Source organism: Algoriphagus halophilus (genome assembly GCF_041729275.1).
In the GTDB taxonomy this organism is placed as follows: domain Bacteria; phylum Bacteroidota; class Bacteroidia; order Cytophagales; family Cyclobacteriaceae; genus Algoriphagus; species Algoriphagus halophilus_A.
Map to the genome: position 1 here is coordinate 1,097,389 of NZ_CP146486.1, position 21,728 is coordinate 1,119,116.

At 37.8% G+C, this 21,728-nt stretch carries 19 protein-coding genes; 3 read left to right on the plus strand and 16 right to left on the minus strand.

The features are described 5' to 3' along the window. Nucleotides 1–3 precede the first annotated feature (3 nt). From V8V91_RS05920 to V8V91_RS05940, 5 genes are all read right to left on the minus strand, one after another. The gene (locus V8V91_RS05920) at nucleotides 4–3,279 is read right to left on the minus strand and encodes a SusC/RagA family TonB-linked outer membrane protein (protein WP_373399269.1); all 3,276 of its coding nucleotides are present in this window, start codon (nucleotides 3,277–3,279) and stop codon (nucleotides 4–6) included. A gap of 390 nt (nucleotides 3,280–3,669) precedes the next feature. Beyond that, nucleotides 3,670–4,317: a FecR family protein gene (locus V8V91_RS05925; RefSeq protein ID WP_373399270.1), complete on the minus strand. Its 648-nt coding sequence runs from the start codon at nucleotides 4,315–4,317 to the stop codon at nucleotides 3,670–3,672. A gap of 65 nt (nucleotides 4,318–4,382) precedes the next feature. Continuing rightward, entirely contained in the window at nucleotides 4,383–4,697 is a 315-nt protein-coding gene (locus V8V91_RS05930) for a hypothetical protein (RefSeq protein ID WP_373399271.1), read from the minus strand. Nucleotides 4,698–4,724: 27 nt separating this feature from the next. Continuing rightward, the gene (locus tag V8V91_RS05935; protein ID WP_373399272.1) at nucleotides 4,725–5,354 is read right to left on the minus strand and encodes an RNA polymerase sigma factor; all 630 of its coding nucleotides are present in this window, start codon (nucleotides 5,352–5,354) and stop codon (nucleotides 4,725–4,727) included. A 208-nt stretch (nucleotides 5,355–5,562) separates the two neighbouring features. After that, entirely contained in the window at nucleotides 5,563–6,900 is a 1,338-nt protein-coding gene (locus V8V91_RS05940; RefSeq protein WP_373399273.1) for an FG-GAP repeat domain-containing protein, read from the minus strand. 389 nt (nucleotides 6,901–7,289) lie between these two features. On the opposite strand from V8V91_RS05940, the gene V8V91_RS05945 reads away from it, so the two are divergent. Continuing rightward, nucleotides 7,290–8,693 (plus strand): right-handed parallel beta-helix repeat-containing protein, encoded by a 1,404-nt coding sequence (locus V8V91_RS05945; RefSeq protein WP_373399274.1) that lies wholly within the window; start codon nucleotides 7,290–7,292, stop codon nucleotides 8,691–8,693. Then, nucleotides 8,680–10,311 carry a sulfatase gene (locus V8V91_RS05950; protein ID WP_373399275.1) on the plus strand — a complete coding sequence of 544 codons (1,632 nt, stop codon included), beginning with the start codon at nucleotides 8,680–8,682 and terminating at the stop codon, nucleotides 10,309–10,311. Before V8V91_RS05945 ends, V8V91_RS05950 begins: the two co-directional genes overlap by 14 nt. A gap of 68 nt (nucleotides 10,312–10,379) precedes the next feature. Here the strand turns inward: V8V91_RS05950 and V8V91_RS05955 are convergent, their stop codons facing one another. The 11 genes from V8V91_RS05955 to V8V91_RS06005 all read right to left on the minus strand — a co-directional run bounded on the left by V8V91_RS05955 (nucleotide 10,380) and on the right by V8V91_RS06005 (nucleotide 21,077). Next, nucleotides 10,380–11,390, minus strand: coding sequence for a sugar phosphate isomerase/epimerase family protein (locus V8V91_RS05955; protein WP_373399276.1), 1,011 nt, complete (start codon nucleotides 11,388–11,390; stop codon nucleotides 10,380–10,382). Nucleotides 11,391–11,394: 4 nt separating this feature from the next. Next, nucleotides 11,395–13,104, minus strand: a complete 1,710-nt coding sequence (locus V8V91_RS05960) for a hypothetical protein (RefSeq protein WP_373399277.1) — start codon at nucleotides 13,102–13,104, stop codon at nucleotides 11,395–11,397. Continuing rightward, nucleotides 13,074–13,631 (minus strand): hypothetical protein, encoded by a 558-nt coding sequence (locus tag V8V91_RS05965; RefSeq protein ID WP_373399278.1) that lies wholly within the window; start codon nucleotides 13,629–13,631, stop codon nucleotides 13,074–13,076. The genes V8V91_RS05960 and V8V91_RS05965 overlap by 31 nt, the downstream gene beginning before the upstream one ends. An 896-nt stretch (nucleotides 13,632–14,527) precedes the next feature. Beyond that, nucleotides 14,528–15,466 (minus strand): tetratricopeptide repeat-containing protein, encoded by a 939-nt coding sequence (locus V8V91_RS05970; RefSeq protein ID WP_373399279.1) that lies wholly within the window; start codon nucleotides 15,464–15,466, stop codon nucleotides 14,528–14,530. Continuing rightward, on the minus strand, nucleotides 15,460–17,637 hold the full coding sequence (locus V8V91_RS05975) for a CHAT domain-containing protein (RefSeq protein ID WP_373399280.1): 2,178 nt from the start codon (nucleotides 17,635–17,637) through the stop codon (nucleotides 15,460–15,462). Before V8V91_RS05975 ends, V8V91_RS05970 begins: the two co-directional genes overlap by 7 nt. Continuing rightward, the gene (locus tag V8V91_RS05980) at nucleotides 17,601–18,248 is read right to left on the minus strand and encodes an esterase/lipase family protein (RefSeq protein ID WP_373399281.1); all 648 of its coding nucleotides are present in this window, start codon (nucleotides 18,246–18,248) and stop codon (nucleotides 17,601–17,603) included. Before V8V91_RS05980 ends, V8V91_RS05975 begins: the two co-directional genes overlap by 37 nt. Before the next feature lie 11 nt (nucleotides 18,249–18,259). Further along, the gene (locus V8V91_RS05985; RefSeq protein ID WP_373399282.1) at nucleotides 18,260–18,448 is read right to left on the minus strand and encodes a hypothetical protein; all 189 of its coding nucleotides are present in this window, start codon (nucleotides 18,446–18,448) and stop codon (nucleotides 18,260–18,262) included. A 79-nt stretch (nucleotides 18,449–18,527) separates the two neighbouring features. Then, a complete protein-coding gene (locus tag V8V91_RS05990; RefSeq protein WP_373399283.1) occupies nucleotides 18,528–19,556 on the minus strand; it encodes a hypothetical protein in 1,029 nt (342 codons plus the stop codon). Further along, entirely contained in the window at nucleotides 19,487–19,828 is a 342-nt protein-coding gene (locus V8V91_RS05995) for a hypothetical protein (protein WP_373399284.1), read from the minus strand. Before V8V91_RS05995 ends, V8V91_RS05990 begins: the two co-directional genes overlap by 70 nt. A gap of 296 nt (nucleotides 19,829–20,124) precedes the next feature. Further along, on the minus strand, nucleotides 20,125–20,643 hold the full coding sequence (locus V8V91_RS06000) for a helix-turn-helix transcriptional regulator (RefSeq protein ID WP_373400630.1): 519 nt from the start codon (nucleotides 20,641–20,643) through the stop codon (nucleotides 20,125–20,127). After that, nucleotides 20,553–21,077 (minus strand): helix-turn-helix transcriptional regulator, encoded by a 525-nt coding sequence (locus V8V91_RS06005; RefSeq protein ID WP_373399285.1) that lies wholly within the window; start codon nucleotides 21,075–21,077, stop codon nucleotides 20,553–20,555. Before V8V91_RS06005 ends, V8V91_RS06000 begins: the two co-directional genes overlap by 91 nt. Before the next feature lie 131 nt (nucleotides 21,078–21,208). Here V8V91_RS06005 and V8V91_RS06010 point away from each other — a divergent pair, with 131 nt between their 5' ends. Continuing rightward, nucleotides 21,209–21,694 carry a DinB family protein gene (locus tag V8V91_RS06010; protein ID WP_373399286.1) on the plus strand — a complete coding sequence of 162 codons (486 nt, stop codon included), beginning with the start codon at nucleotides 21,209–21,211 and terminating at the stop codon, nucleotides 21,692–21,694. Nucleotides 21,695–21,728: the final 34 nt, after the last annotated feature.

Consider the following 21,728-nt stretch of genomic DNA (forward strand, 5'->3'; position numbering starts at 1 on the left):
AGATTAAAACTGAAGCAGGATTCCCATTTGAACAATTCTGGGCTGAGGCATATTTCCTCCATCGGTACCAGCACCTATCTGATTCGAATTTGACCCATAAGTCATCACTTCAGGATCCATACCAGTGTATTTTGTAAAAGTGAATAGGTTAGAAGCAGCCAAATAAATTCTTCCTGTATTAAAGCCGTTCATTTTATCTAAGACATTTCTTGGTAAACTAAAACCCAGCTGAACATTTCTAAGTCTTAAAAACCCTGCATCTTCCACAAACCTATCAGAAAAACGGCCATTTTGATTTGGATCACCACTGATGGCTCTTGGAACTGAATTGCTTGTTCCGGGACCAGTCCATCTTTCTTGGGATTCAACCAGCATGTTCCTTCCACCACCAGTCAAATTCAAATTGTTTTGTCTTACTTGATTATAAACCTGAACATCCCCTACTCCTTGCCACAACATTGAGAAATCGAATGAATTATAGTTTAATCCAACATTCAAACCGTAGAAATACGTTGGAATTGTTTTTCCTAAGTAAGTTCTATCATTAAAATCAATTAGACCATCAGGCTCTCCTGAGAATTGAGCACCATCTTCACCGGGTCCATTTACATCTAGAAACTTCACATCTCCAGGCCGTGGTCCTTGAGGAGCATTTTTATCTACAAAATTTCCGGTAAAAATCGCATCTATTTCCTCCTGAGTTTGATAAATACCATCCGTTTTATATCCAAAGAAATAGCCTATGGGTTGGCCTACTGCTGTTCTGTAGGCATTATTTGAAGAAAATTCCTCTATTCCAGGAGCCAATTCATCCAATCGGTTTTTAATTGTGGTGAAGTTTCCATTCAAAGTCATTTGAAGACCATTGGAAAAAGTTTTGCTATACCCGATTTCTACTTCAATCCCTTTATTACTCACACTTCCTAGATTCACCGGGGTACTCCCAAAACCTGTGATATTGGGAAGAGGTAAAGAATATAAAAAGTCTTTGGTAGTTCTGTCATAATAAGTGACCAATAAATCTACCTGATTATCAAAGAGGCCTAAGTCAACTCCAAAATCGATCGTTTCTACTGTTTCCCAAACTACATCTTTATTGACAAAATTTATTGGGGTTGGCGCCTGAATGGTAGTATTTCCGCTTCCATAATCAGGAGTAGTAGACACCCTGAAAATGTGAGGATAAGAAGTAGTGTTGGAATTTCCCAATTGACCCCAGCTAGCTCTAAATTTCATTTCTGAAATCAGACCTGAAGTGGAAAAGAAATCCTCTTGACTAACTCTCCAAGCTGCTGAAAAAGAAGGGAAAGTACCCCATCTCCTATTGTTTTCAGGAGAAAACGCACTGGTTCCATCTCTTCTAACTGTACCTGTCAAAAGGTATTTATCCTTAAAATTATAAGAAACCCTTCCCAAGTACCCTACAAATGATCCTTGTCCTGCCCCACCTCCGATATTTGGATCTCCTCTTCCATTTTTCACCACCTGATAAAAATCAGGAGCATTACTAATAAAATCACTTGCCCTAACTCCTAATGAAGTATTGGTGTTTTTCTGATATTCAATACCTGCTAAAACATCTATTGAATGATCACCAAATGCTTTAAAATAATTTAGGGTATTGGTAAAAACTTGGGAAACTGATTCTCCTCTGGTATCATTAAATTCATTTCCAGGTCGGTTTAAACCCATTTCAGCAACAAGATATTCAGGTCTCCAAGAATCATTTCTAGAGGAAACAAAGTCTACGGAAACCATTGACTTATAGGTCAATCCTTCAAGGATTTTAAACTCACCATAAATACTTCCCAACATTCGTGTTAGTCGGTCATTATTTTGAATAATTTGATTAATTCCAGGTTGATTGGCGATAGTCAAACCAGCTAGGTCAGAATTTCCATCATAACCATATCTATTTCCAGGAATAGGGTTAGAAGGATCTTCATATATGTTGAAAAAAGGAGGCATGGTCAATGAATTTTGAAGGAGAAACCCATCTCCGCCTCCATTCATACCTCGTAAGATTTCCTGATGAGAAACAGTAAAGGTCTGACCGATTTTTAGCCTCTCATTGATCTTAAAATCAGAATTTGCCCTAAAATTATAACGTTTTAAATCCCATTTCTGAACAGTTGCTTCTTGAGCAAAATAACCTCCAGAAACAAAGTAATTATAACCATCATTACCGCCTGACACACTTAAGTTATAATTCTGAATAGGTGCATTTTTATTTAATGCCTCCTCTTTCCATGCATTTTCATTGCTTCTGTTCCGTATTGGGCTACCTGAGGCCAAGTCAGGATGAAGTTCTTGATAACTGGGATCACCAGGACTTAAGCCATTCTGTGCATTCGCTGCATCATAAGCCTCTTGAGTCAAAGAAAGCCACTCTCCGGTATTATTGTATTCATTGAATTTAGCAATATTCTGAATTCCATAATAAGCATCGAAATTAACTGTTGGCTTACCTTTCTTTCCGCGTTTGGTAGTAATTAAAACGACGCCATTGGCTGCTCTTACACCATAAACTGCAGCAGCAGACGCATCTTTTAAAACTGAAATACTTTCTATATCGGATGGGTTAATTGTAGTAAGTGGATTGGTCACTCCACTTGAGTTATTTCCAACTGGCACCCCATCTACTACAAATAGCGGTTGGGTATTTCCAACGGTACCTACACCTCTTATCCTAACAGAAACCGGAGCTCCTGGTGTACCATCGACTGCAGTTACCTGAACTCCTGAAATCCTTCCCTGCAAAGATTGATCAGCAGATGCTACAGGTAATTTGGTGATTTCTTTTGAATTTACGGTTCCGATGGATTCAGTCATTAACTTTCTGCTCTTTTCACCATAACCGATCACAATTACCTCTTCAAGGTTCTGGGCATTTTCTGACATGGTAATATTGATGGTGGTTTGATTTCCCACCTGTACTCGTTGATCATCGAACCCAATGAAAGAAAACAGTAAATACTCCCCTTCTTCAGCATTGATTTCATATCGTCCTTCCAAATCAGTAACAGTACCTTGTGTAGTTCCTACAATTAATATTGTAACACCCGGTAATGGCTCATTATTTGAATCCGTGACTACGCCAGAGATTAATACCCGTTGTTTCTCCTGGATGCTGACAGGATTACCATTTTCATTTTGCTTGACATGAATATTATTATTGATCTGAACAAAACTTAGCCCGGTTTTTCTTGCTAAATCTTCCAAAACCGCGTAAACACTTTCCTGATTTACTTCAGCGGTTACCTTTTGACCTAAATTCACTTTTTCTGAATTGTAGGTAAATTCAAAACCTGATTGATTTTCTATTTTTCTGAACAGTTGTAAAAGTGAGACATCATTTACCTTCACTGATACTTTTACCTGCTCAATATTTTTTCTCTGAGCATTTCCATTACTTGCTAATAGAACAGAGCAAAAAATAACTGAAAAACGAATCCATAGAGTACTCTCTTAGATAACATAATGAGTTGTCCCAGTATATATTTTTTCATATAATTGTTAGGGTTTAAGTTAAAAACACTTGAACTGATTGCCTGAATTGGTTAGCGCTCCTTTAGGCAATTACTACTTGGCAGTATGATACTATAACAGGTATCTACTGCCATTTTTTCTAAGTACTGTTTTGGATTTTCATGGTTTAAGGATTTTGGGTTATAGTGTTATTTCTACTTTCTTTCCTTTTAACTTATAATGAATATTAGAAGTCTGTCGGATCCCTTCCAGAACATTCTTTAGGGTTTCGTCATGATACTCGCCGGTATAAGCCCATTTGCTTCCGATTTTACCTTTAACAGTAATCTCTATTCCATACCAGTTTTCTAACTTTTCTTTAACCGTATAAAAATCATCTCTTTTAAAAATCAGGTTCTTATCTTTCCAACCCACTACTTGAAGTGAGTCAAATGTAGATTTATAAAAGTTTCCATCATTTTTGATGACTAGCATTTCAGATGGATCAAGAATCACTTGATTTCCATGGGTATCATTGACTTTGACTTTTCCGGAAACCAAGGCAACTGCAAGCTCCTCTCCTTTGGATTGATTTATATTAAATTCGGTTCCTAAAACCTCGACGATTGTATTATCTACATTGACCTTAAATGGCCTGGATTCTTTACTGACATCAAAAAATGCTTCACCTTTTAAACTTATTGTTCTTAGTGAATCGGAAAACTCATTTGGGTAAATTATTTCAGAATTTGAATTGAGATGTATAACTGAGCCATCTGAAAGTTTAATACTAGATTTTACTCCTTTTGGGTTTTTCTTAGTAATAAAAGTAACTTCTTTAACCTCCACCTCATCTTGAAAAGAAAGTATATCCCATGCTCCCCAAATACAAAATGCACATATAAAAATCGCCGCTATTTTCCGAAATGAAAAAAAGAGTACCAGTTCGCTAATTTTGGTATGCCGGTATCCTGATCAACAGTGAGATCTTCAAATCTGATAATATTTTCAAATAATTTTATATAAACCTCATTGGAAAACTCTGGCTTTTCTTTGTAACCTATGGATTTAATCAGTTGAGCAGCCTCCAACACTATCCCCCTCTTTTTTGGATTCGCAACCAACCATTTTTCCCAAAAATGCGTGGTGTTTTCATTTGGGTTTTTTACCCATTGTATAAAGAACTCATCTACAAGAAAGTGCTCCAGCTCGTAGTCCTCATATTTCATGTCATTCCTTTCAAAATCCATCGGAATTCAACTAGTTGGTTTAATAAATTCTTTTAAACTAGATAAAGCTCTATAAATCAATTTCCTGGCTGACTTTACTTCACTAAAATCCATTATTTGGGCAATCTCTTTGTAGCTAAGTTCCTCCTCATAAAATAGAAGGATTGCCTTTCGCTGTTTCCCAGTAAGCTTTTTTATTCCCTCACGGAGCATTTGCTGTCTTTCATCCTCAAATTCCCTTTGGATAAAAGATGTTTCTGGAGAAATCTGAATCTGGAAATATTCTAATTGAGATTCCTCTATCTCAATTTTTCCGGGATTGTTTTTGCAGTTTTTCAAAATTTCCCGCTGAATTGAGCGAAATAAATACCCTTTGATATTGGTCACTTCACTTAAATTGCCTCTCTTCTTTCGCAAGTAGATAAACAGATTTTGGATGCTGTCTTGAACTAACATCCTGTCTTTGGTAAACTGACAGCCAAACTGGAATAAAACCGAAGCATAAGATCTGTAGAGGTAATTAAATGCCATTTCATCCCCTTTATTGAAAGCATTCCAGATCTCCAGATCCGACTTACTTTCAAAAATTTTTACTACCTCTTGGTTAAATAAAGAGATCTGAGCCTTCGCTGAGGTTTTGTTTGGGTTATTGGGCATTGGAAAGTTTTTAACTCTCTTTTAATAGTAAGAGGAAGCTTCTTTAAAAAAGACCCCATAAAATTTGAATTTTTTAACGCTTAACCTATTAATATTTTAAAAAACCTTTTTCAACCAGAATAATTAAGCTTAAAACGGGAAAATTTGAGGTAACTAATACAATTGTTAGATCACTTTTTTGCATTGGGCCAAATCACAATACCTGTTTTTAAAATAAATCCTTATTTTGATTGATTTTTAAGGATAAAAAAGGGGTCCAGGTTTCTGTCCAATTATTGATTTCAACTTCATAATTGAAACCTGGTTGAAACATAAATGAACCTGTCAGCAAATCTAAATCTCCATCTTGATCCACATCTCCAGCAGCTATTGTCAACCATCTCCCTTTTAACGGAACAGGTAAGTTATATACCTTTTTTGCTTCAGTTTCCAATTGATCAAAATACAACCAATCTAACCTATTCTCATTTCTGAAGTCAGCAAAATAAGAAACCACAGCCATTTCAATAGTTCCATCCTGATCAAAATCCTCAGCCACCATACTCATAGCACCGTCAATGTGGTAGAACCAATTCAGTTCTAGTTGGGCATTGCCTTTACCAAAATAAATCCTTACCCCATGGTAGGGCTTTAAGATCGGAGATAAATCAGCATTATCTCCATTAATCAGAATAATATCCGGGAAACCATCTTGGTTGACATCCTGTATAGCTAAATCACTGAGTCCAAAAGAAGGTTGAAATTGTTCCAGGATATGTTTTAAAAATTTACCTTCTCCTCTATTCTCCATCCAATATATTGCCTCTTGTGCTTGGCCAAAGCCGGCAATGAGGTCCATATCTCCGTCATTATCCCAATCGACCGGAATTGATTTTCTGCAACCAGGAAGGTTAATCAAGTCTTGGGTAGTTGTTGGAGTACGTAGACTCAATCCTCCTTTGATATTTCCAAACTCGGAAAGAATCCATTGCTGTTCTCCATTCTTCCATTTAATATCCTTGAAATAAACCGGTCGATTCAAACTGTCTAACAGCACCGTCTCTTCTTTTGAAGATAAATCTATCTGCAAGAGTTTTCCTAGGTAAAGATCAGATGGATCCATATTTCCCATCACTAAGACAGCTAAATTAGATGAATAAATGGGGCTTATCTGAACTGGAGTACTGGGTAATTCAAGCTGCTTTTCAATAGAAAAATTCTCCGGATTGACTCCATAAAGTTTATTTAGACGATCTCCAACCCAAATAAGATTTGAAACAGAATCATAGTCAACAAAAGTGGTGAGATTGGGTAAAAGCATTTCAAAAACCGGGGTTTCAACAACAAATCCAGGAATTCTTGATATTGGAGCAGGTGCTTCAGGTATTTCCAGTTGATCAGGAGCTTCGGAAATGTAAAAAGCTTCAATAAATTCAAACTCATTTTCCAGATCCTCTGTAGGATCATTAGAGAACCAGGAGTTCCAACCTTCATTTTGTATCGCTTCAGAAAAAGCAAGCTTTTTCATGGCAGGAAGTACACTTTTTGACCAGGTTTGCTTATCCAATGTTAGTGGGTCTGGATAAAGATGACAAGAACTACAGTAGGACTCTGAAAGGACCCTTCCTTTCTCAATCAACTCATTTTCAGAAAGCTCTATTGAAAACCTGTTTTTACTTTGCTGACAAAAACAACAGAAAACCAGGAGGCTAAGGAAAATAAAAACCCTTTGAATTGTTCTATGCAAAAAATCAGCTGAATGCCGGAAAAATAACTCTTCATATTTTATCCCATGTGCCATGAATCTGTGGCCAATTACATTTTCATTTATCTAAATCTATTCAAAGAGAAATGAAATCAAAATCAATAATACTAATACTATAAGTTGGAAAATTTCAAATAAGGTTGGGGTTAAAGCAAATATTCCATCCTCCTTTAAGTATAAACCTTTATGTAATGAATCCTCTTAAAAACAATATGACCCCATGGAGGCCTATCTTGACCCTATTTATTTTGGTTGCTATTCTAGTTTTAACAACATATGAATTGCAGGCATATCAAACGGGATGGTTTGTTTCTTCTCAAAACGGTATAGGTGGAGATGGTTCATTCAATCAACCATTCCATTCAATAGAAGAAGGCTTACAAAATGCCATTCCTGGCGACACAGTATATCTCCTTCCTGGGGAATTTGAACTTGAGCAAGGACTCGTAATTGAAAAATCAGGAATAGAAAACCAGTGGATTACTTTAAGCAATTACAAAAATCAACCAGTGGTTTTGAATGGCCAGAATTACTTTTTAGATACAGATGGAAATCATTTAAGCACGGATCATCATGCAGTAATATTGATTAAAAATAGCAGCTACTTCAGATTGAATGGGATTACTGTTAAAAACAGCCATTCTCAGGGTATTATTGTCAGAGGGCCTGGTGCTTCAAATATTGAAATTTCAAATTGTAAAGTGGAAAACACATTCGGTTCTGGAATTGGGATTTGGTATTCAGATCATACCAAAGTATACGGATGTGACATTTCAGGAGCCAATCGTATGGAAATGGCTACAAAAGGGCGCAAACTTGGATCTGAAGCACCTCATGAGGCCTTAACAATAGCGGGAGCTACTAATTTTGAAATTTTCCGAAATGAAGTACATCATTGTGAAAAAGAGGGAATTGATGTCAAAGAGGTAAGCCAAAATGGGAAAGTTCACCACAATGTTGTCCACCATGTAAAAAGACAAGCATTATATGTAGATGCATGGTTTGGAGAGCTGAAGAATATAGAGCTATATGAAAATGAGGCCTATGAAAATGAATGGGGCTTTGTCATTTCGGTAGAAGGTGAGAACTCTGTGGTTGATGGAGTCAATTTTCACCACAATTTAATTCGGGATAATAGAGGATCGGGAATATATTTTGGTATTTGGGGCAAAAACCTAATTAGAAAAAACATTGAAATATCTAATAATACGGTGGTAAGAAATGGAAGTCCAAACCACTGGTCTGCTCCAACAGGAGGAATTGATTTAAGGTCACCAAACTTCCAGAATGTCCTTGTTAAAAATAATATTGCAATTGATAACTATGGTTTTGACCTGGCTATTGCTGTACCATATACAGCTGAGAATCTCCTTGGAAAGAATTTGATTCTGGAAAATAACTGGGTAGGAAAAAATCTAGTAGTGAATGAATCTTCCACTTATGGACCTCTTTTTCCAGTTAATCAAGCCGTTGTATCTACTCAAATTTTCAAGGATTTCAGTGGAAATGATTTCGAGATCGAGACACAAAAAATACCAGATTCTCTAACCAAAGAAAATATTCCAGGTTACGTCCAGATATATGAAAAACGTTAATTCACCCAGATTACTCTTTCAATTTCTCCTAATTTGTTCAGGGGTATTACTGCTTATTTTAAGTTCATGTAGTGAAGAAAAAGAAGTTTCAGATTTTACAAGGCCCAACATTTTGATCCTAATGGCCGATGAGGTGTCTTTTCCCCATATGAGTGCCTATGGTACGACATGGGTAAACACCCCCACCTTTGATAGGGTTGCTACAGAAGGCCTACTTTTCTTAAATGCCTATACTCCAAATGCAAAATGTGCTCCTTCAAGGGCTATATTTTTAACGGGAAGAAACTCTTGGCAACTTGAGGAGGCTGGCAATCATATGCCCTATTTCCCTGAAAAGTATGTTTCTTTTATGGAAGTCCTCAAAGATGCAGGATATTTTACGGGGCATACTTTAAAAGGCTGGTCTCCTGGAAACCCAGGCACAAAGGATGGAAAAAGAAGAGAACTTACCGGCAAAGCCTATAATGACCGAAAACTTGTACCTCCTACAAGCGAAATTTCAAACATGGATTATGCTTCCAATTTCAAGGATTTTCTAAACGATAAACCCAAAAAACAACCTTTTTCTTTTTGGTTTGGATCCATTGAGCCACACAGAGCCTATGAATTCGGCTCCTCCATTACACAAGGTAAAAATCCAGAAGAAATCACTTCAGTTCCTGCATTTTGGCCAGATAATGATTCAGTAAGAATAGATCTTTTGGATTACGCATTGGAATTAGAATACTTCGATAAGCAAGCAGGTTTAATGTTAGCTGAATTAGAAAAGATGGGTGAATTAGAGAATACCATCGTTATAATCACAGCAGATAACGGCATGCCATTTCCAAGGGCAAAAGGACAAGCCTATGAGTTTTCCAATCATCTTCCTCTTGCTATTATGTGGCCAAAGGGAATAAATAAACCAGGTCGAAAAATTAAAGACTTTGTTTCTTTCCTGGATATAGCTCCTACAGTTCTAGAGGCCGCAGGTCTATCAATTGAAGATACCTCTATGCAGCCAATAACCGGACAGAGCTTAGTTGAAATATTTGAGTCTGAAAAAGAAGGCCAAATCAATCCCAACAGAAACCATGTGCTGATCGGAAAAGAAAGACATGATGTCGGTAGACCGAATGATGTGGGTTACCCTATCAGAGGAATAATTAAGGATGGTTATCTATATATAAAATACTTTGAAACAGAAAGGTGGCCGTCGGGTAATCCTGAAACCGGTTATTTGAATACCGATGGCGGAGCGACTAAATCTGTGATCTTAAATTTGAGACGATCTGGAGAAAACAGCTCTTTTTGGCAATTGAACTTTGGAAAGAGAATGCAGGAAGAATTATATGATATTTCAAAAGATCCTGAATGTTTGGAAAACCTTGCCTTGAAACCTGAATTCAATCATATATTATCTAGTTTGAGCAACCAACTCACCAAAGAACTCACCGAACAAAATGATCCAAGAATGTTTGGTCAGGGCGAACTATTTGACAACTATCCTTATTCAAATAAGGCAGATAGTGCTTTTTACAGTCGATACATGAATGGAGAAAAAATGAATGCAGGATGGGTTAACCCCAGTGATTTTGAGAAAAACCTGTCTATTAATTCAAAAAGTACGACGCTTTAGCTTTAGAAATCAATCTTCAAACAATGAATTTTTTCATCATTTAAAGCTGAAAAAACAGGGATCAATAATTACCTGAGCGGCCATAATTCAGGCTGCTCCTTAAATCGTTTCTTCAAGTTTTTTATGGTTTCAACAACTAATTTACAGGAAACAAAAGGATCTCCACCTATTGCCCATCCCTGAGATGAAATTGGACCTTTGTAGCCGAATTTTATCAGATTTGCCAAGATCCAAGCCATATCGATTTCCCCTTCATCAAATCTGACTGCAGGAAAATAAGCCCCAGAAAACCTTCCATTCGTCAAGACCACATAATTCAACTTTTCCATTATTGGATATTCCAGAACCTGTTCCAAACCAGCAGCAGATTTATTGGCATACCAGTGATGAGAACAAAATGCAGGTCCAATCTTTTTTACTTGCGCACCCTCAAAAATTTTTATTTGAGATTCAGGTGTATCGCAAATCCAGTGGGTATGAGGATACAAGGAACCATTCACACCATTACGTTCACATGCAGAATCAAATGCTGAGATAATTTTATAGGCTCGTAACCAATGTCTTTCTTCAGCTTTGGCAGATCCACTTTCGGATATACTTGGGCCTGATAGTTCTTCAGTCCCACTTAAAGACAAGGTCATGTAATTGATTTTATTTTCAGCACAGGCTTCCACTGCTTTTTCAATAGAGGCTATAGCACTATCAATTTGATTTGAATATTTATCTACCACCGTGTTTGTGGTCCAATGCAATCCAAACACAGAAAAATCGCTCGCCTCTTTCAGAGTCATAGCCTCTTTCCAGGCATCAGAACCTGGATCAATTGAAACAAATTCAAACCCATCGAATCCGGCATACTTAGCAGCTTCAAACCTTGATTTCAAAGAATAAGACCTTCTGTTTCCTGAATGAAAATTATCAAACAAGATCAATGGGTTATCAGGCATTTCAAGAACAGAATCCGATATTCCAGCCTTTTTGGAAACTTTTTCTGCCAAGGAAATCCCCGGTACAACACTTGCTCCTGTAAGCAAAGAAGCCGTCTTCTTCATAAAATCTCTTCTATGCGAACTTTTCATAGCTTTATTTTAAGGTTTTTAAATAGGCAACCAAGTCAATGAATTCTTCCTTTGTCAAATGATCAACAAGATTTTCAGGCATTAATGAGCTATCGGAAGGACCAAAATCGGAGACATTCTTAAATGACTCAAATTCCCCATTCAGATTCATGATTTCCACTTCATTAAAGCCAACATCGATCTGTCTACCATAGACTTTTTTTCCATCTTCTGTTGTCAAATACCATCCTTGCCATTCAGGGGATATCTCTGCAGAAGGACTCATTATTGCACTGATTAAAAGATCGGAATTTTTACTACTTCCTATATTTGATAAATCAGGTCCCAAACTACCACCCCATCCGTCCACTTGGTGACAATTCGTGCATTGGGACTTTTGTAAACCGAAAATCATCTTCCCACGAACAGGATCGCCAAACACCACTTCCTTAGCTAATTGTTCCTGATTCTTTATGTCCCAGGGGTTCTTTCCTTTCCTATTTTCCCATATTTTCTTTAGTCTTTCATTTTTTTCCACTGCAATTCCAACTTTATCCAATAATTCTGGATCATTTTCACAGTTCACTAAATAATTCAAGGCTGCTTCCTGAATTAACTCAGAATCATCTGCCAAAAGCCGCAGCATTACTTGACAATAGGAATTTCCATGAAAACTTAAAGCAATAATTGATTCACACCGGATTTCTTCCGGAGCACTTTCATCTTCTACTAACCCTACCATTAGCTTCTCCGCTTCCATGTTTGGAATTCTTTTGAAGATTTTAACCAAACCGGTTTTTACTTCCATTGACTCACTCTGAAAGAGCTCAATCAATTCAGGTATATGCTGTGAGGGTTGATCAATAAAAGGGATTGCAATGTTTTTTATGGCTATGGGAATGCTTGGGTCCTTGATTAAATTCAAAACATAGTCCTCAGGTAAATTCCTTTTCAGACTTCTACTGTTTGGTTCCTCCTGTGATACATATTTCTGAATGTATTCTGGATCTAAGTGACTGATTGTGGAAAGAAAAGTTGGGAACAGGTATGGAGGAATTTGATTTTGGCGTAAGAGGATTTCCAGTTCGCCTTTAAGGTCTACCCTACCTTTTGTGGCGATGTAAATCAGGGTCATCCTTAGAAGATCGGGATTATTTTGGTGTAACAAAGATGTTAAAACAGAAGCAGGTATCTGTAAATCAGTCTTTTTCAGCATCAATAAGGCTTGTAACTGGAGTGCTTGATTTTGATCCTCAAGCATAGAAATTAACTTTTCACCTGAAATCACTTTGGCTAGTTGGTCTCTAGCTACTGCTTGATCAAATGGATCATTAACCAAAAGTTGGTTTATTATCTCTTCTTCATTTCCAAGTTCTTCTGTCCTCTGGAGAAATCCTTTACCGGAAAAGTCCTCAATTACCCTGCTGGTGTTTTTCTGCTTACCTGATATTTTCCAAATCCTACCATATCCATGATTTGGATATTCCCGCTTAACCCAATCAGTAAAAAAAACATCACCTTTAGAGTTAATTGCAAATGCTACTGGATGAAAATCATTTCCACCCTTGAAAAGGATTTTGGGTTCACCATAAATTCTATTTTCACCTGGGATCAATGGAACTGAAACAATGCTGTTTTCTTCCCAGATGCTGACAAGTAAACTATTGGAGTATGCCTCAGGAAAATTAGAAAATGCCGCATCAACTATTCCAGAAGGAGCTTCCCCCAAACCCATAGAAAACGGAAGGGTTCCAGGCAATTCACCATTCCAAGCCAAAAAGGATGAATGCCACTTCCACCATAAATAGACTGATAGCCGTAATCCCCTCCTTTTACTATCTCAATCAATCGATTGGGGCCTCTACTATCAGGGTCATTGTCTATAAGCATGAGTTTACCGAGATGATCAAAGGTTAAATCAAATGGATTCCAGAAACCTGTCGCCACTTCCTCAAGCTGGGAACCATCGAGTTTGCATCGAATGACATTTCCACCATCTCCATATCCATTCAATTCGCTACCGTCAGATCCAATGATTCTCCATTTTAAGCCGCCTGTATTACCGCGGGAAATATAAATCCAATTATCTTTTATGGTTAACCCCAAGATACCAGCATGATCATAGACATTTTCGGGCTCAGGCATTACCAAAAGAGTCTTTTTGACATCAGAAACCCCGTCTTGGTCTGTATCAGAATAACTAAAAACACCATTTTTTGTGGTTAGAAAAATTTCATTGTTTGGACCTGATAACAGATTCATTCCATCAGAAATACTATCTGCATAAATCTGCCAACTATCAGGTATAGAATCATCATTAGAATCTATTCCGATCTTAATTCTATCATACTTTGGCCCAGGGTAATCATTTTGCGGTGTATGAGTATGGGACTCTAAAAAATAAACCTTATCCGACTTATCAATTGTAATTCCAATTGGAGTTACGATTTCCGGACTGGAAGCAACTAATTCAATATTGATTCGATCATCAAACGACTGGGGAAAAAATCTGGCTGATCAAGCTTAGGGGTACAGGAAATTAAAGTTGCCAAAAACAAAGTAAGAATAAAAAAACAAGTTTTTAAATGGCTATTGAAATTTCCATTTCTAAGAAAATACATCGAAAACTCTTTCTTCATAATAGTCAAAAAGCTTTTTAAAAAAAACATCTCATTCTTCAAAGGAAGGTAAAAGATGATCTTTTAAATTAATAAAACCCAAACGTCTACTTATTTGAGAGTTTTTAAAGAAAAAGAACCCCAAAATCTTAAATAAATCATCCAACTAATGAAAAAAATAAGATAAAATTTGGACTCACTTAAAAAAATTCAAACACTTTATCGAAGCCAATATGGCTATTCTATTAGAAAAATAGTCTCCAACTTTAGTTTTATCGATTAAGCCTTTGAGAAAATATGTTCAATTTGTTGTCTTGTCAACCGGCTATATTTCAATTACAGTTCAATTAGCTGTTAAATGCTATTTCATGTCGGTATTCGAAAATCTAAATTTTATTTCATTCCATCATTTTAATAATTGTAAAAAGAATTTTTCCCTTTATTCAAATAAAATTTTTAGGACCAGTTTTATCAGCTTTTTTGCCATGGTTGGTGCTTTGGGAGCCGAAAATCCCTTACCTTTTTTGATTTCTGGTATTTCTAAATACTAGCCCTCAAGTGCTCCATTAATTCATCAATATCTTTTCCTAATTCTTTGGAATCCGACTTTTTGATGTTGGAAATAATCAAACTTAGAATTTCCAAGTGTTCGATCTCTGCATTCTTCTGTCCTTTATTTCCCGCCATCTTCCAAACCTCATTGTAAGATTTTTTGACTTCCCCTAAGCTAACCTTAGGGGTTCCCAAAATCAGCTGGGTTAATTGGATAGTAGCCAGATTTGCATAGGCCCAATAATCCTTTTCTTCTTCCAGCTTTTTCTCACACCTACTTTTCAGTTCATCCAATGCTTTTCTAGCTTCTAGTGGAATCAAGGTAATACTTGGTTTTCCTTCCAAAAGCATCGCCAACCTTTCTAGGGAAAGCCAGTTTGTCAAAGGATAAGGATCCTTGAAACCACTCATACTAGCAGCTTTTTCATAATAGGAGATCGATTCTTTCAGGGATTTGACACTTTGTTTGACCCCCATCTTTTGCTGCACAAACATTTTTCGTTTGTAAGTACTTCCCATCAAACTTAATCGCTCCCTCGTTTGACCAAATTTGAGTAGGTTCTCAAAATCAGCAATTACCACATCCATTTCCTTAATCGTCTCTGGTCCACTGATCGATTCTTCCAAGAAGTTCTTCACCGCAAACTTGGCTCTTACATTCCCATATTGCTCAAGGGACTTCATAGAATAGGTAGCTTTATTCGAGGATAGAAGCTTTTGATAGCATGTGATGGAACTCGCATAATTATTCAGCCCATTATATAAGGCCGCAGTAAGCTCTACAATCCGATCATTTTCCAGCCCTGTTTTTTCTGTTGCTTCTACCAACTTGTTTACCCTACCAAGCACATACTCATGGTCGTTTTGATTGGCCTCCAATTGTTGTAAAAGGTTCTGCAATTCAATTTCCACCTCTTCCTCTACCAAGACTCCTGAACCTCCGGAGCGATCTTTGGTTCCTTCAGAAAGGTTATAAAATGGATCACCATAACATTGGAATGCCCCCAGGTATTTGTTCTTCTCCCAAATTCCTCATAGATCCTTTTCCTTGACCTTTTTACTGCCTCTCCAAACCCCACTCCGGAGAACATGTACTTATAAAACTGCCTTGCAAATTCCAATGCTGCAGAATCATCTACCGCCCAACCAGCTACCACCACTGCCCTTGCCCCATTATTGATTAATTGGGTTCCAATATTTGCTGCAAACTTGTTTCGCTGTTGGCTTTCCTTCTCAGACTCTTGATTCATTTGCCCAAGATAACAACAGTTCACAAAAACCATTTCTGCTGTTTCACTCATCCCTGCAATCTGCCCTGGTGTTAAGAATGTATCATTTCCTATCACCATTCCAGTTGCCTTTTTGCTACCATAATTAAAAACTCCATGGCCTGCCAAATGAACTATTTTGTGATTTTTGGAGAAAAGCTTTAAAAAAATCTCTGAAGCATTGGTGTTGATGAGACTTTGTGTGGTGTATCCAGCATCTTTAAGCAAACTCGAGACCATTTCCGCCTCTCTCTTTGCTCCTGGCAATTGCGACATGAACTGATCCAATTGGGGGTCACCTATGACCAATGCTGTTTTATCTTTTACCCTAGAGGTCTTTTCCCTGAAATTCCCAGTGGATAACTGCCTGACCATTCCTGTATGGATGCAAAGCGGAACGGCATTCAGATCCTCTTGGATCATCTCCCAAGGATATTCCGCTGAAGCAATATCCAATACCCATGAGATATTGTTTTGCCTTTTCAATTCCTCTTTGAAACTAAAAGGAACCAATAATTCAAACATGGTTTTTGCAATCTCCGGGGAATATTGATTATTCAAGGTCATGTCCCTTAGCAAAATCTCCAAGGTCTTGTTATTGGATTCAACCTCTTCCACTTTTTCACTTGCCCCACTCGTCGCCACCGAAATCTTGAGAATTTCAGAGGATTCTTTGAGCTCTTCCCTCACCGTAATTCTAGTCCACCAATCCGAAGAATTATCATATGGGATTCTCCACCTTTTACCCAATTTTGACTTCAACCCTTTTCCCTTGAACACCATGTTAAAGTCTCTGCTATCGCTGTTTTGCAATTGCTGGACTGATTTCAATATGGACAAGGCTTTGTCATGGAAAATCTCTATGAATTCTATTTCTTCAATAACTTTTATTTTTGATTCATAATAGTTCCTAATATTTCTGTTTGCCCGCTGTACACCTTGAACGATCGCTCTAATGGAGCTCTCTGTAGACAAGCCCCCATAGGTATTTGCGATCGCTATGACGGAAATCCCAATTACCTCATCTGAAACTTCTTCTTCAGGGGTATTTTTGATGGTCAGATACCTGGACACTCCTTTTTCAATGGAAACCATCAACTGAAATGCAGATAATTCGCCAGGAACTCCCAAACCCACAATAACTCCACCTTTAAATTTTGTCTCGGCATCTTTGTCAGCTAAAACAATTTGATTTGAACCGATTGGCCCTGGGTATAAACCTAGCCTCAACAACCTACTTAACTCGCCATTCAATTGATAATCAATTGCTTTTTCAGTAGTCAAAATAGAATCGTATTCAAAATGCCCTGCTAACACCGGATAGTCTGCATATTTTAAATCTCCATGGCTGACACATACTCGAATGGGAGCTTCTACATTCCACTTTTCCTCTTCCTTATCCAATCCAAGGATGCTGTTGACAACATGCTCTTCACTTATATCAAATACCTCTGTCTCTTTAGGTGCGAACTCTTGCTCTTCACCTCTCACCACCGGAAGGCTGTTTTGTAATTTGGAGGTAGATCCATACACCAACAAGTCTTCAATTGCTGCGAATAATTTACTATCCTTCGAAAGCCCTCCATGGGTCACATTGCAGTAATAATATTGTCCTGCCTTTCTGATTCCATCAGGGATTCCAGATTTCCAGGTCACACTCTCGTCCCCTGCATTGGTGGCATAAAAGACCAATTCTCCATCTTCAATTTCTAAATTTGAAACAGTAAAGTTCTTTTTACTGCTTTGTCCAGCTATATAAGTAATATTACTATAGTCTATGGAGTCAGCCTCTTTCAAGACCTTGTTTTGATGCAGGGCAAACTCATCCAATACTTTTTAGATGGAATTGGCCAAGAACTATCCCCTGAGGCAGCTCTCAATTTCTCCCAAAAACTCCTGCTTGAAAAGTCATGGTTTCCATTTTTGTTGATCGGTAACAGATTGAGTATACCAGGAAAGTCACAAAAAACAGACAACAGGTCTTTGGTATTATTTCTAATATCAATTTTACCCAACAGTCGGATTAAACTGTCTTTGCCAAAAAGCACATAAGGAATTCGATAAGACCCACCTAAAGGAGAACCTAAAAAGACCGCTTTGAATCCAATGGACTTGTTCAGTGATTGCCAGGTTTGGGGATGATATAAAATAAAATCTCTAACCAATACCCCTCCCATACTATGGGCTACTATCTTGATGGGCTGGTTGTACTTTAATAATTCTGAAACCTTTTCATTGAGCCTTGCAGCACTGGCCTTTAAGGGTATTCTCCAGTCAAATTGAAACGTGAGCACCTCATAGCTCTTTTCTAGATTTTTCCCTAAGGCCTCGTAAGAAGTAGCAATCAATGAATCTGCTTGAATAGGCTGCTTACCGCTGTCTTTATATCTTAATTTGGACAAGTCGCCTTTCAAAAATCGGAAATAATTAATCCAAAGCATTTTCTCGTCCTTTAGGTTGGATCCCATGATTCCCGGCAAAAGAATGACAATTGGTTTTTCCCCGAAATCTTCTCTCGTTTGTAATCTCCTCCCTCAATTCCAAATGCCCCTCTCTCCTTACTGCTGGCCCGTGCAAAGGTGATGAAGCCTTCTGGCTCTTGGTCAACCAACGCATCTAATGCATCCACCACTGCCTTCAAAGTCCTGGGAGAAGAAAAGTATTTAAAATGGTCTATCAAACCGCTTTTTCTATAAAAACTGAAACATTCCCTTCTTTTCTCACTGCCCCCACTTCATACTTTCGGTATCCACTACCAAGTCGTTTTTATCCAAAAAGAAGAACTTTCCAACTAAGACCACCAAACTTTTAAATCGTAAACTCAACTCACTACTACCCCCTACTACATACAAAGGAGATTGGATCACAATCTCTGATCCTTGATAATTCAAAGCCTTGATAAATGGAGACTTGGGATTCATGGCTTCTAAACCAGGAAGCACATCCACATCATCCTTACAAGCAACGGCCTCCATAATCATCTCTTTGAATGTGATAAATATTGGATTTCCGGCTTGCCCGGTTGCCAACCCGATCAAATTGAAGGTTACATTTAAAAATAAATTCAATCGTTTGGAGGCCAGGGTGGTTCCGTTCGCCGGGCTGGCAACACGAACTACCTTATGAATGGTGATTTTTTTAGACTCCATCAAGGATTGAAGTTCCTTGATTACTTCTACATCACGGTCTCGATCATGGTCAACAAGAACTCCTAACTCTGCTGTATCAAACCCCCTCGGGTCGGTACAAAATCTTGCAAAAACATCTGACACCAAACCTCCACGGGATTGACTGATCAAATCTAATTCAATCTCATCTGGGAGCTGACTGACTAAATCCAAAACATTCTCAAGAGGACTGGTAGACAAGGTTCTATGCTGAAAAGCCAGAATTTGGTTAAGCCCATATTCACTGGTGTAATTCTTCCAATCTTCAGAATCTTTCAAATCTCCAAAAGAACTCTTGGTAGACGAACCGGTACCATGCAAAAACAACAAATGTCTTTTGGAAGAGTCCAGCTCTTTGACTGCCTCTAATTCAAAATCCGGCAAACAATGGCATAAAATACCATACTTTACTTGTTCAAAGTCGTTTCCACGAAATGCCAGTTGTTTGTTTTCCAGGTTGATTGCCAACTCCCTCATTTTGGGCCGGATCACCTTTTTCTTCACAAAAATCTTCAACAGTTTGATTCCCACTTTTTTGAAGATGCCTCTATCCGTCTCTTCAGTGGCAATTTCATCGGGCAAAAAAGCTCGTCTTCACCAGCAGAACGCTTGAATCGCTCTGGGAAAATTTCGCGAAGGGTTTCCTTGTCCCCTACCCAAATGCTGTCATCGTCAAATTCAAATTCAATAATATGATCATCATCTATTTCAATGGTTTGCTCCTCCACATCGCCACGGGTAGGGCTTAAAACAGTAAATGCCTGATCCAGACCATAATATTCAAAACCAGTATCCTCCCCTTTAATAAACGGTAAATGGTCATTTCCTTTGAGCTTGAGTTTCAGTGTTGACATAGCAAAAATGGTCTTTGTTAAAGTGTTTTTTTTCCTGAAAGGACAGAGTTTGAGTAGAAATCTGGATTGATGCCAAAGAAAAATTCAGAGATGAGAAAAAATCATCGTCCAATTTTCAAAAATCGGTGAGAGTAATCAGAATACCCTATCCCAAAATCTTAAGTACAAATTATCAAATAATAATTTATTACTTGTGTTTTCTTCCAAAATCAAAAGAATTAAAAAATTATGAGGATGAAAACGAGTAAAAAACCCAATAATATCAGGGAGATAGAAAACTACCCCATAAAAAAATGCTAGAATTCTTGAATCCTCTTTATATCCTCGATTAATTTTTTCAAATTTTCTTTCAACTCAATAGGCTCCACAATCCGAACCATATCGGTCATATTAACTATACATCTTAAAAAATACTGCAGGGATGAGTTCATAAAAACCATCTCTGTTTCATCTCCTATTTGTTTTTCGGAAACAAAACCTAGGTTATACTTCTGGGTCTGTAAATATTTCAGTCCTTCATTTTTAACCATCAGTATAATTTGATGCAACTGGTGCTCATCTGACAATTGATCCAAGAACTCCTGTATACTGGGATGTTTTCCCAGGACAAAATTCTCTTCCAATACCATAAGTTGATCAAATCGATCTACTCGGAAAGTCCTGTAGTCTTTTCTCAGCCGACAATAAGCGATCAGATACCAATGTGAATAATGATGATAAATCCCTATAGGTTCAAGTTTTCGCTCGGAGGATTGTTGGGGTACAAAAGTAGTATATTTCCCAAATAGAACTTTCCGCTCCGATATTCCTTCCAGGACTTTTTGAAAGTTCTTACTTTTTGTTTTTGGGTAGGAATCGAATTGGAGCCAATTACTTGTATCTGCGCATCTACTCTTCCTACTAGATCCTTCTCCTCAGATTTTAAAATGGCTTTGATCTTATATAATGCTTCCTTATAAAACCGGCTATTCTCCTCATCCATTGACTTCTCCAACAACTTTTCTGCCACTACAAATGCCAGCGCCTCTTGCTTGGTAAACATCACCGGCGGCAGTCTATACCCCTCTACCAGCGAATATCCCTGGCCTGCTTCTCCTATTATTGGAACCCCTGTTTCTTCCAATGCCCTGACATCCCTGTAGATGGTCCTAAGACTTACCCCAAAGCGCTCCGCAAGTTCCACTGCACGAATGGTCCTTTTGGATTGGAGGTGGGTTAAAATTGCAGTCAGTCTATCGATTCGATTCATAGGTAAGGAGCTATCTGATTGAATGGAAAATCAAATGAGCAAAAAATAAATCATTTTTTCATAACCCTACTGACATAAGGCTGACACTAGGTGCCTATACTTTTACCCTATCAACAAAAAACAACCGCATTATGGAAACGCAGATTATGAATCAAATCATCACAAAAGACCAACTTTTAACCCATTGGCAAGGACATAGAACCCTGAGCAGAAGAACATTGGAAAAATTCCCCGAAAAGGAGCTTTTTGAATTTAGCATTGGTGGAATGAGAAGCTATGCCGATTTGGTAAAAGAGATGTTGGCCATCGCAGCTCCTTCGGCAAAAGGGCTGGAAACAGGCAAATGGGAACCCCTTGATGAGGATAAAAAAGACTTGAAAACCAAAGAGGATTTACTGCAAGCTTGGGACCATGCAACGGAAGTAATCAATGGGGCTTGGAAGAATATCCCTAATGAAATTTTTCAAAAGAAGGTAGTCGCTTTTGGTCAATATGAAAGTACTGGATATGGTCTAATAGCTTATGCCATTGAAAATGAAGTTCATCATAGAGGGCAAGGGTATGTCTATCTGAGAGCATTAGGAATTGAACCTCCTTTCTTCTGGGAGCGGGATTAATCACAAAAGGCCCTTGTATTGCTTTCCAAGGGCC

What these genes read in the sequence shown, in the direction of transcription:
- V8V91_RS05930 (WP_373399271.1), bottom strand. Translation starts at nt 4,697, where the DNA reads ATGAAATATGAGGACTACGAGCTGGAGCACTTTCTTGTAGATGAGTTC.
- V8V91_RS05935 (WP_373399272.1), bottom strand. Translation starts at nt 5,354, where the DNA reads ATGCCCAATAACCCAAACAAAACCTCAGCGAAGGCTCAGATCTCTTTA.
- V8V91_RS05945 (WP_373399274.1), top strand. Translation starts at nt 7,290, where the DNA reads ATGAATCCTCTTAAAAACAATATGACCCCATGGAGGCCTATCTTGACC.
- V8V91_RS05950 (WP_373399275.1), top strand. Translation starts at nt 8,680, where the DNA reads ATGAAAAACGTTAATTCACCCAGATTACTCTTTCAATTTCTCCTAATT.
- V8V91_RS05955 (WP_373399276.1), bottom strand. Translation starts at nt 11,390, where the DNA reads ATGAAAAGTTCGCATAGAAGAGATTTTATGAAGAAGACGGCTTCTTTG.
- V8V91_RS05960 (WP_373399277.1), bottom strand. Translation starts at nt 13,104, where the DNA reads ATGGGTTTGGGGGAAGCTCCTTCTGGAATAGTTGATGCGGCATTTTCT.
- V8V91_RS05965 (WP_373399278.1), bottom strand. Translation starts at nt 13,631, where the DNA reads ATGAATCTGTTATCAGGTCCAAACAATGAAATTTTTCTAACCACAAAA.
- V8V91_RS05980 (WP_373399281.1), bottom strand. Translation starts at nt 18,248, where the DNA reads ATGCTTTGGATTAATTATTTCCGATTTTTGAAAGGCGACTTGTCCAAA.
- V8V91_RS05995 (WP_373399284.1), bottom strand. Translation starts at nt 19,828, where the DNA reads ATGTCAACACTGAAACTCAAGCTCAAAGGAAATGACCATTTACCGTTT.
- V8V91_RS06005 (WP_373399285.1), bottom strand. Translation starts at nt 21,077, where the DNA reads ATGAATCGAATCGATAGACTGACTGCAATTTTAACCCACCTCCAATCC.
- V8V91_RS06010 (WP_373399286.1), top strand. Translation starts at nt 21,209, where the DNA reads ATGGAAACGCAGATTATGAATCAAATCATCACAAAAGACCAACTTTTA.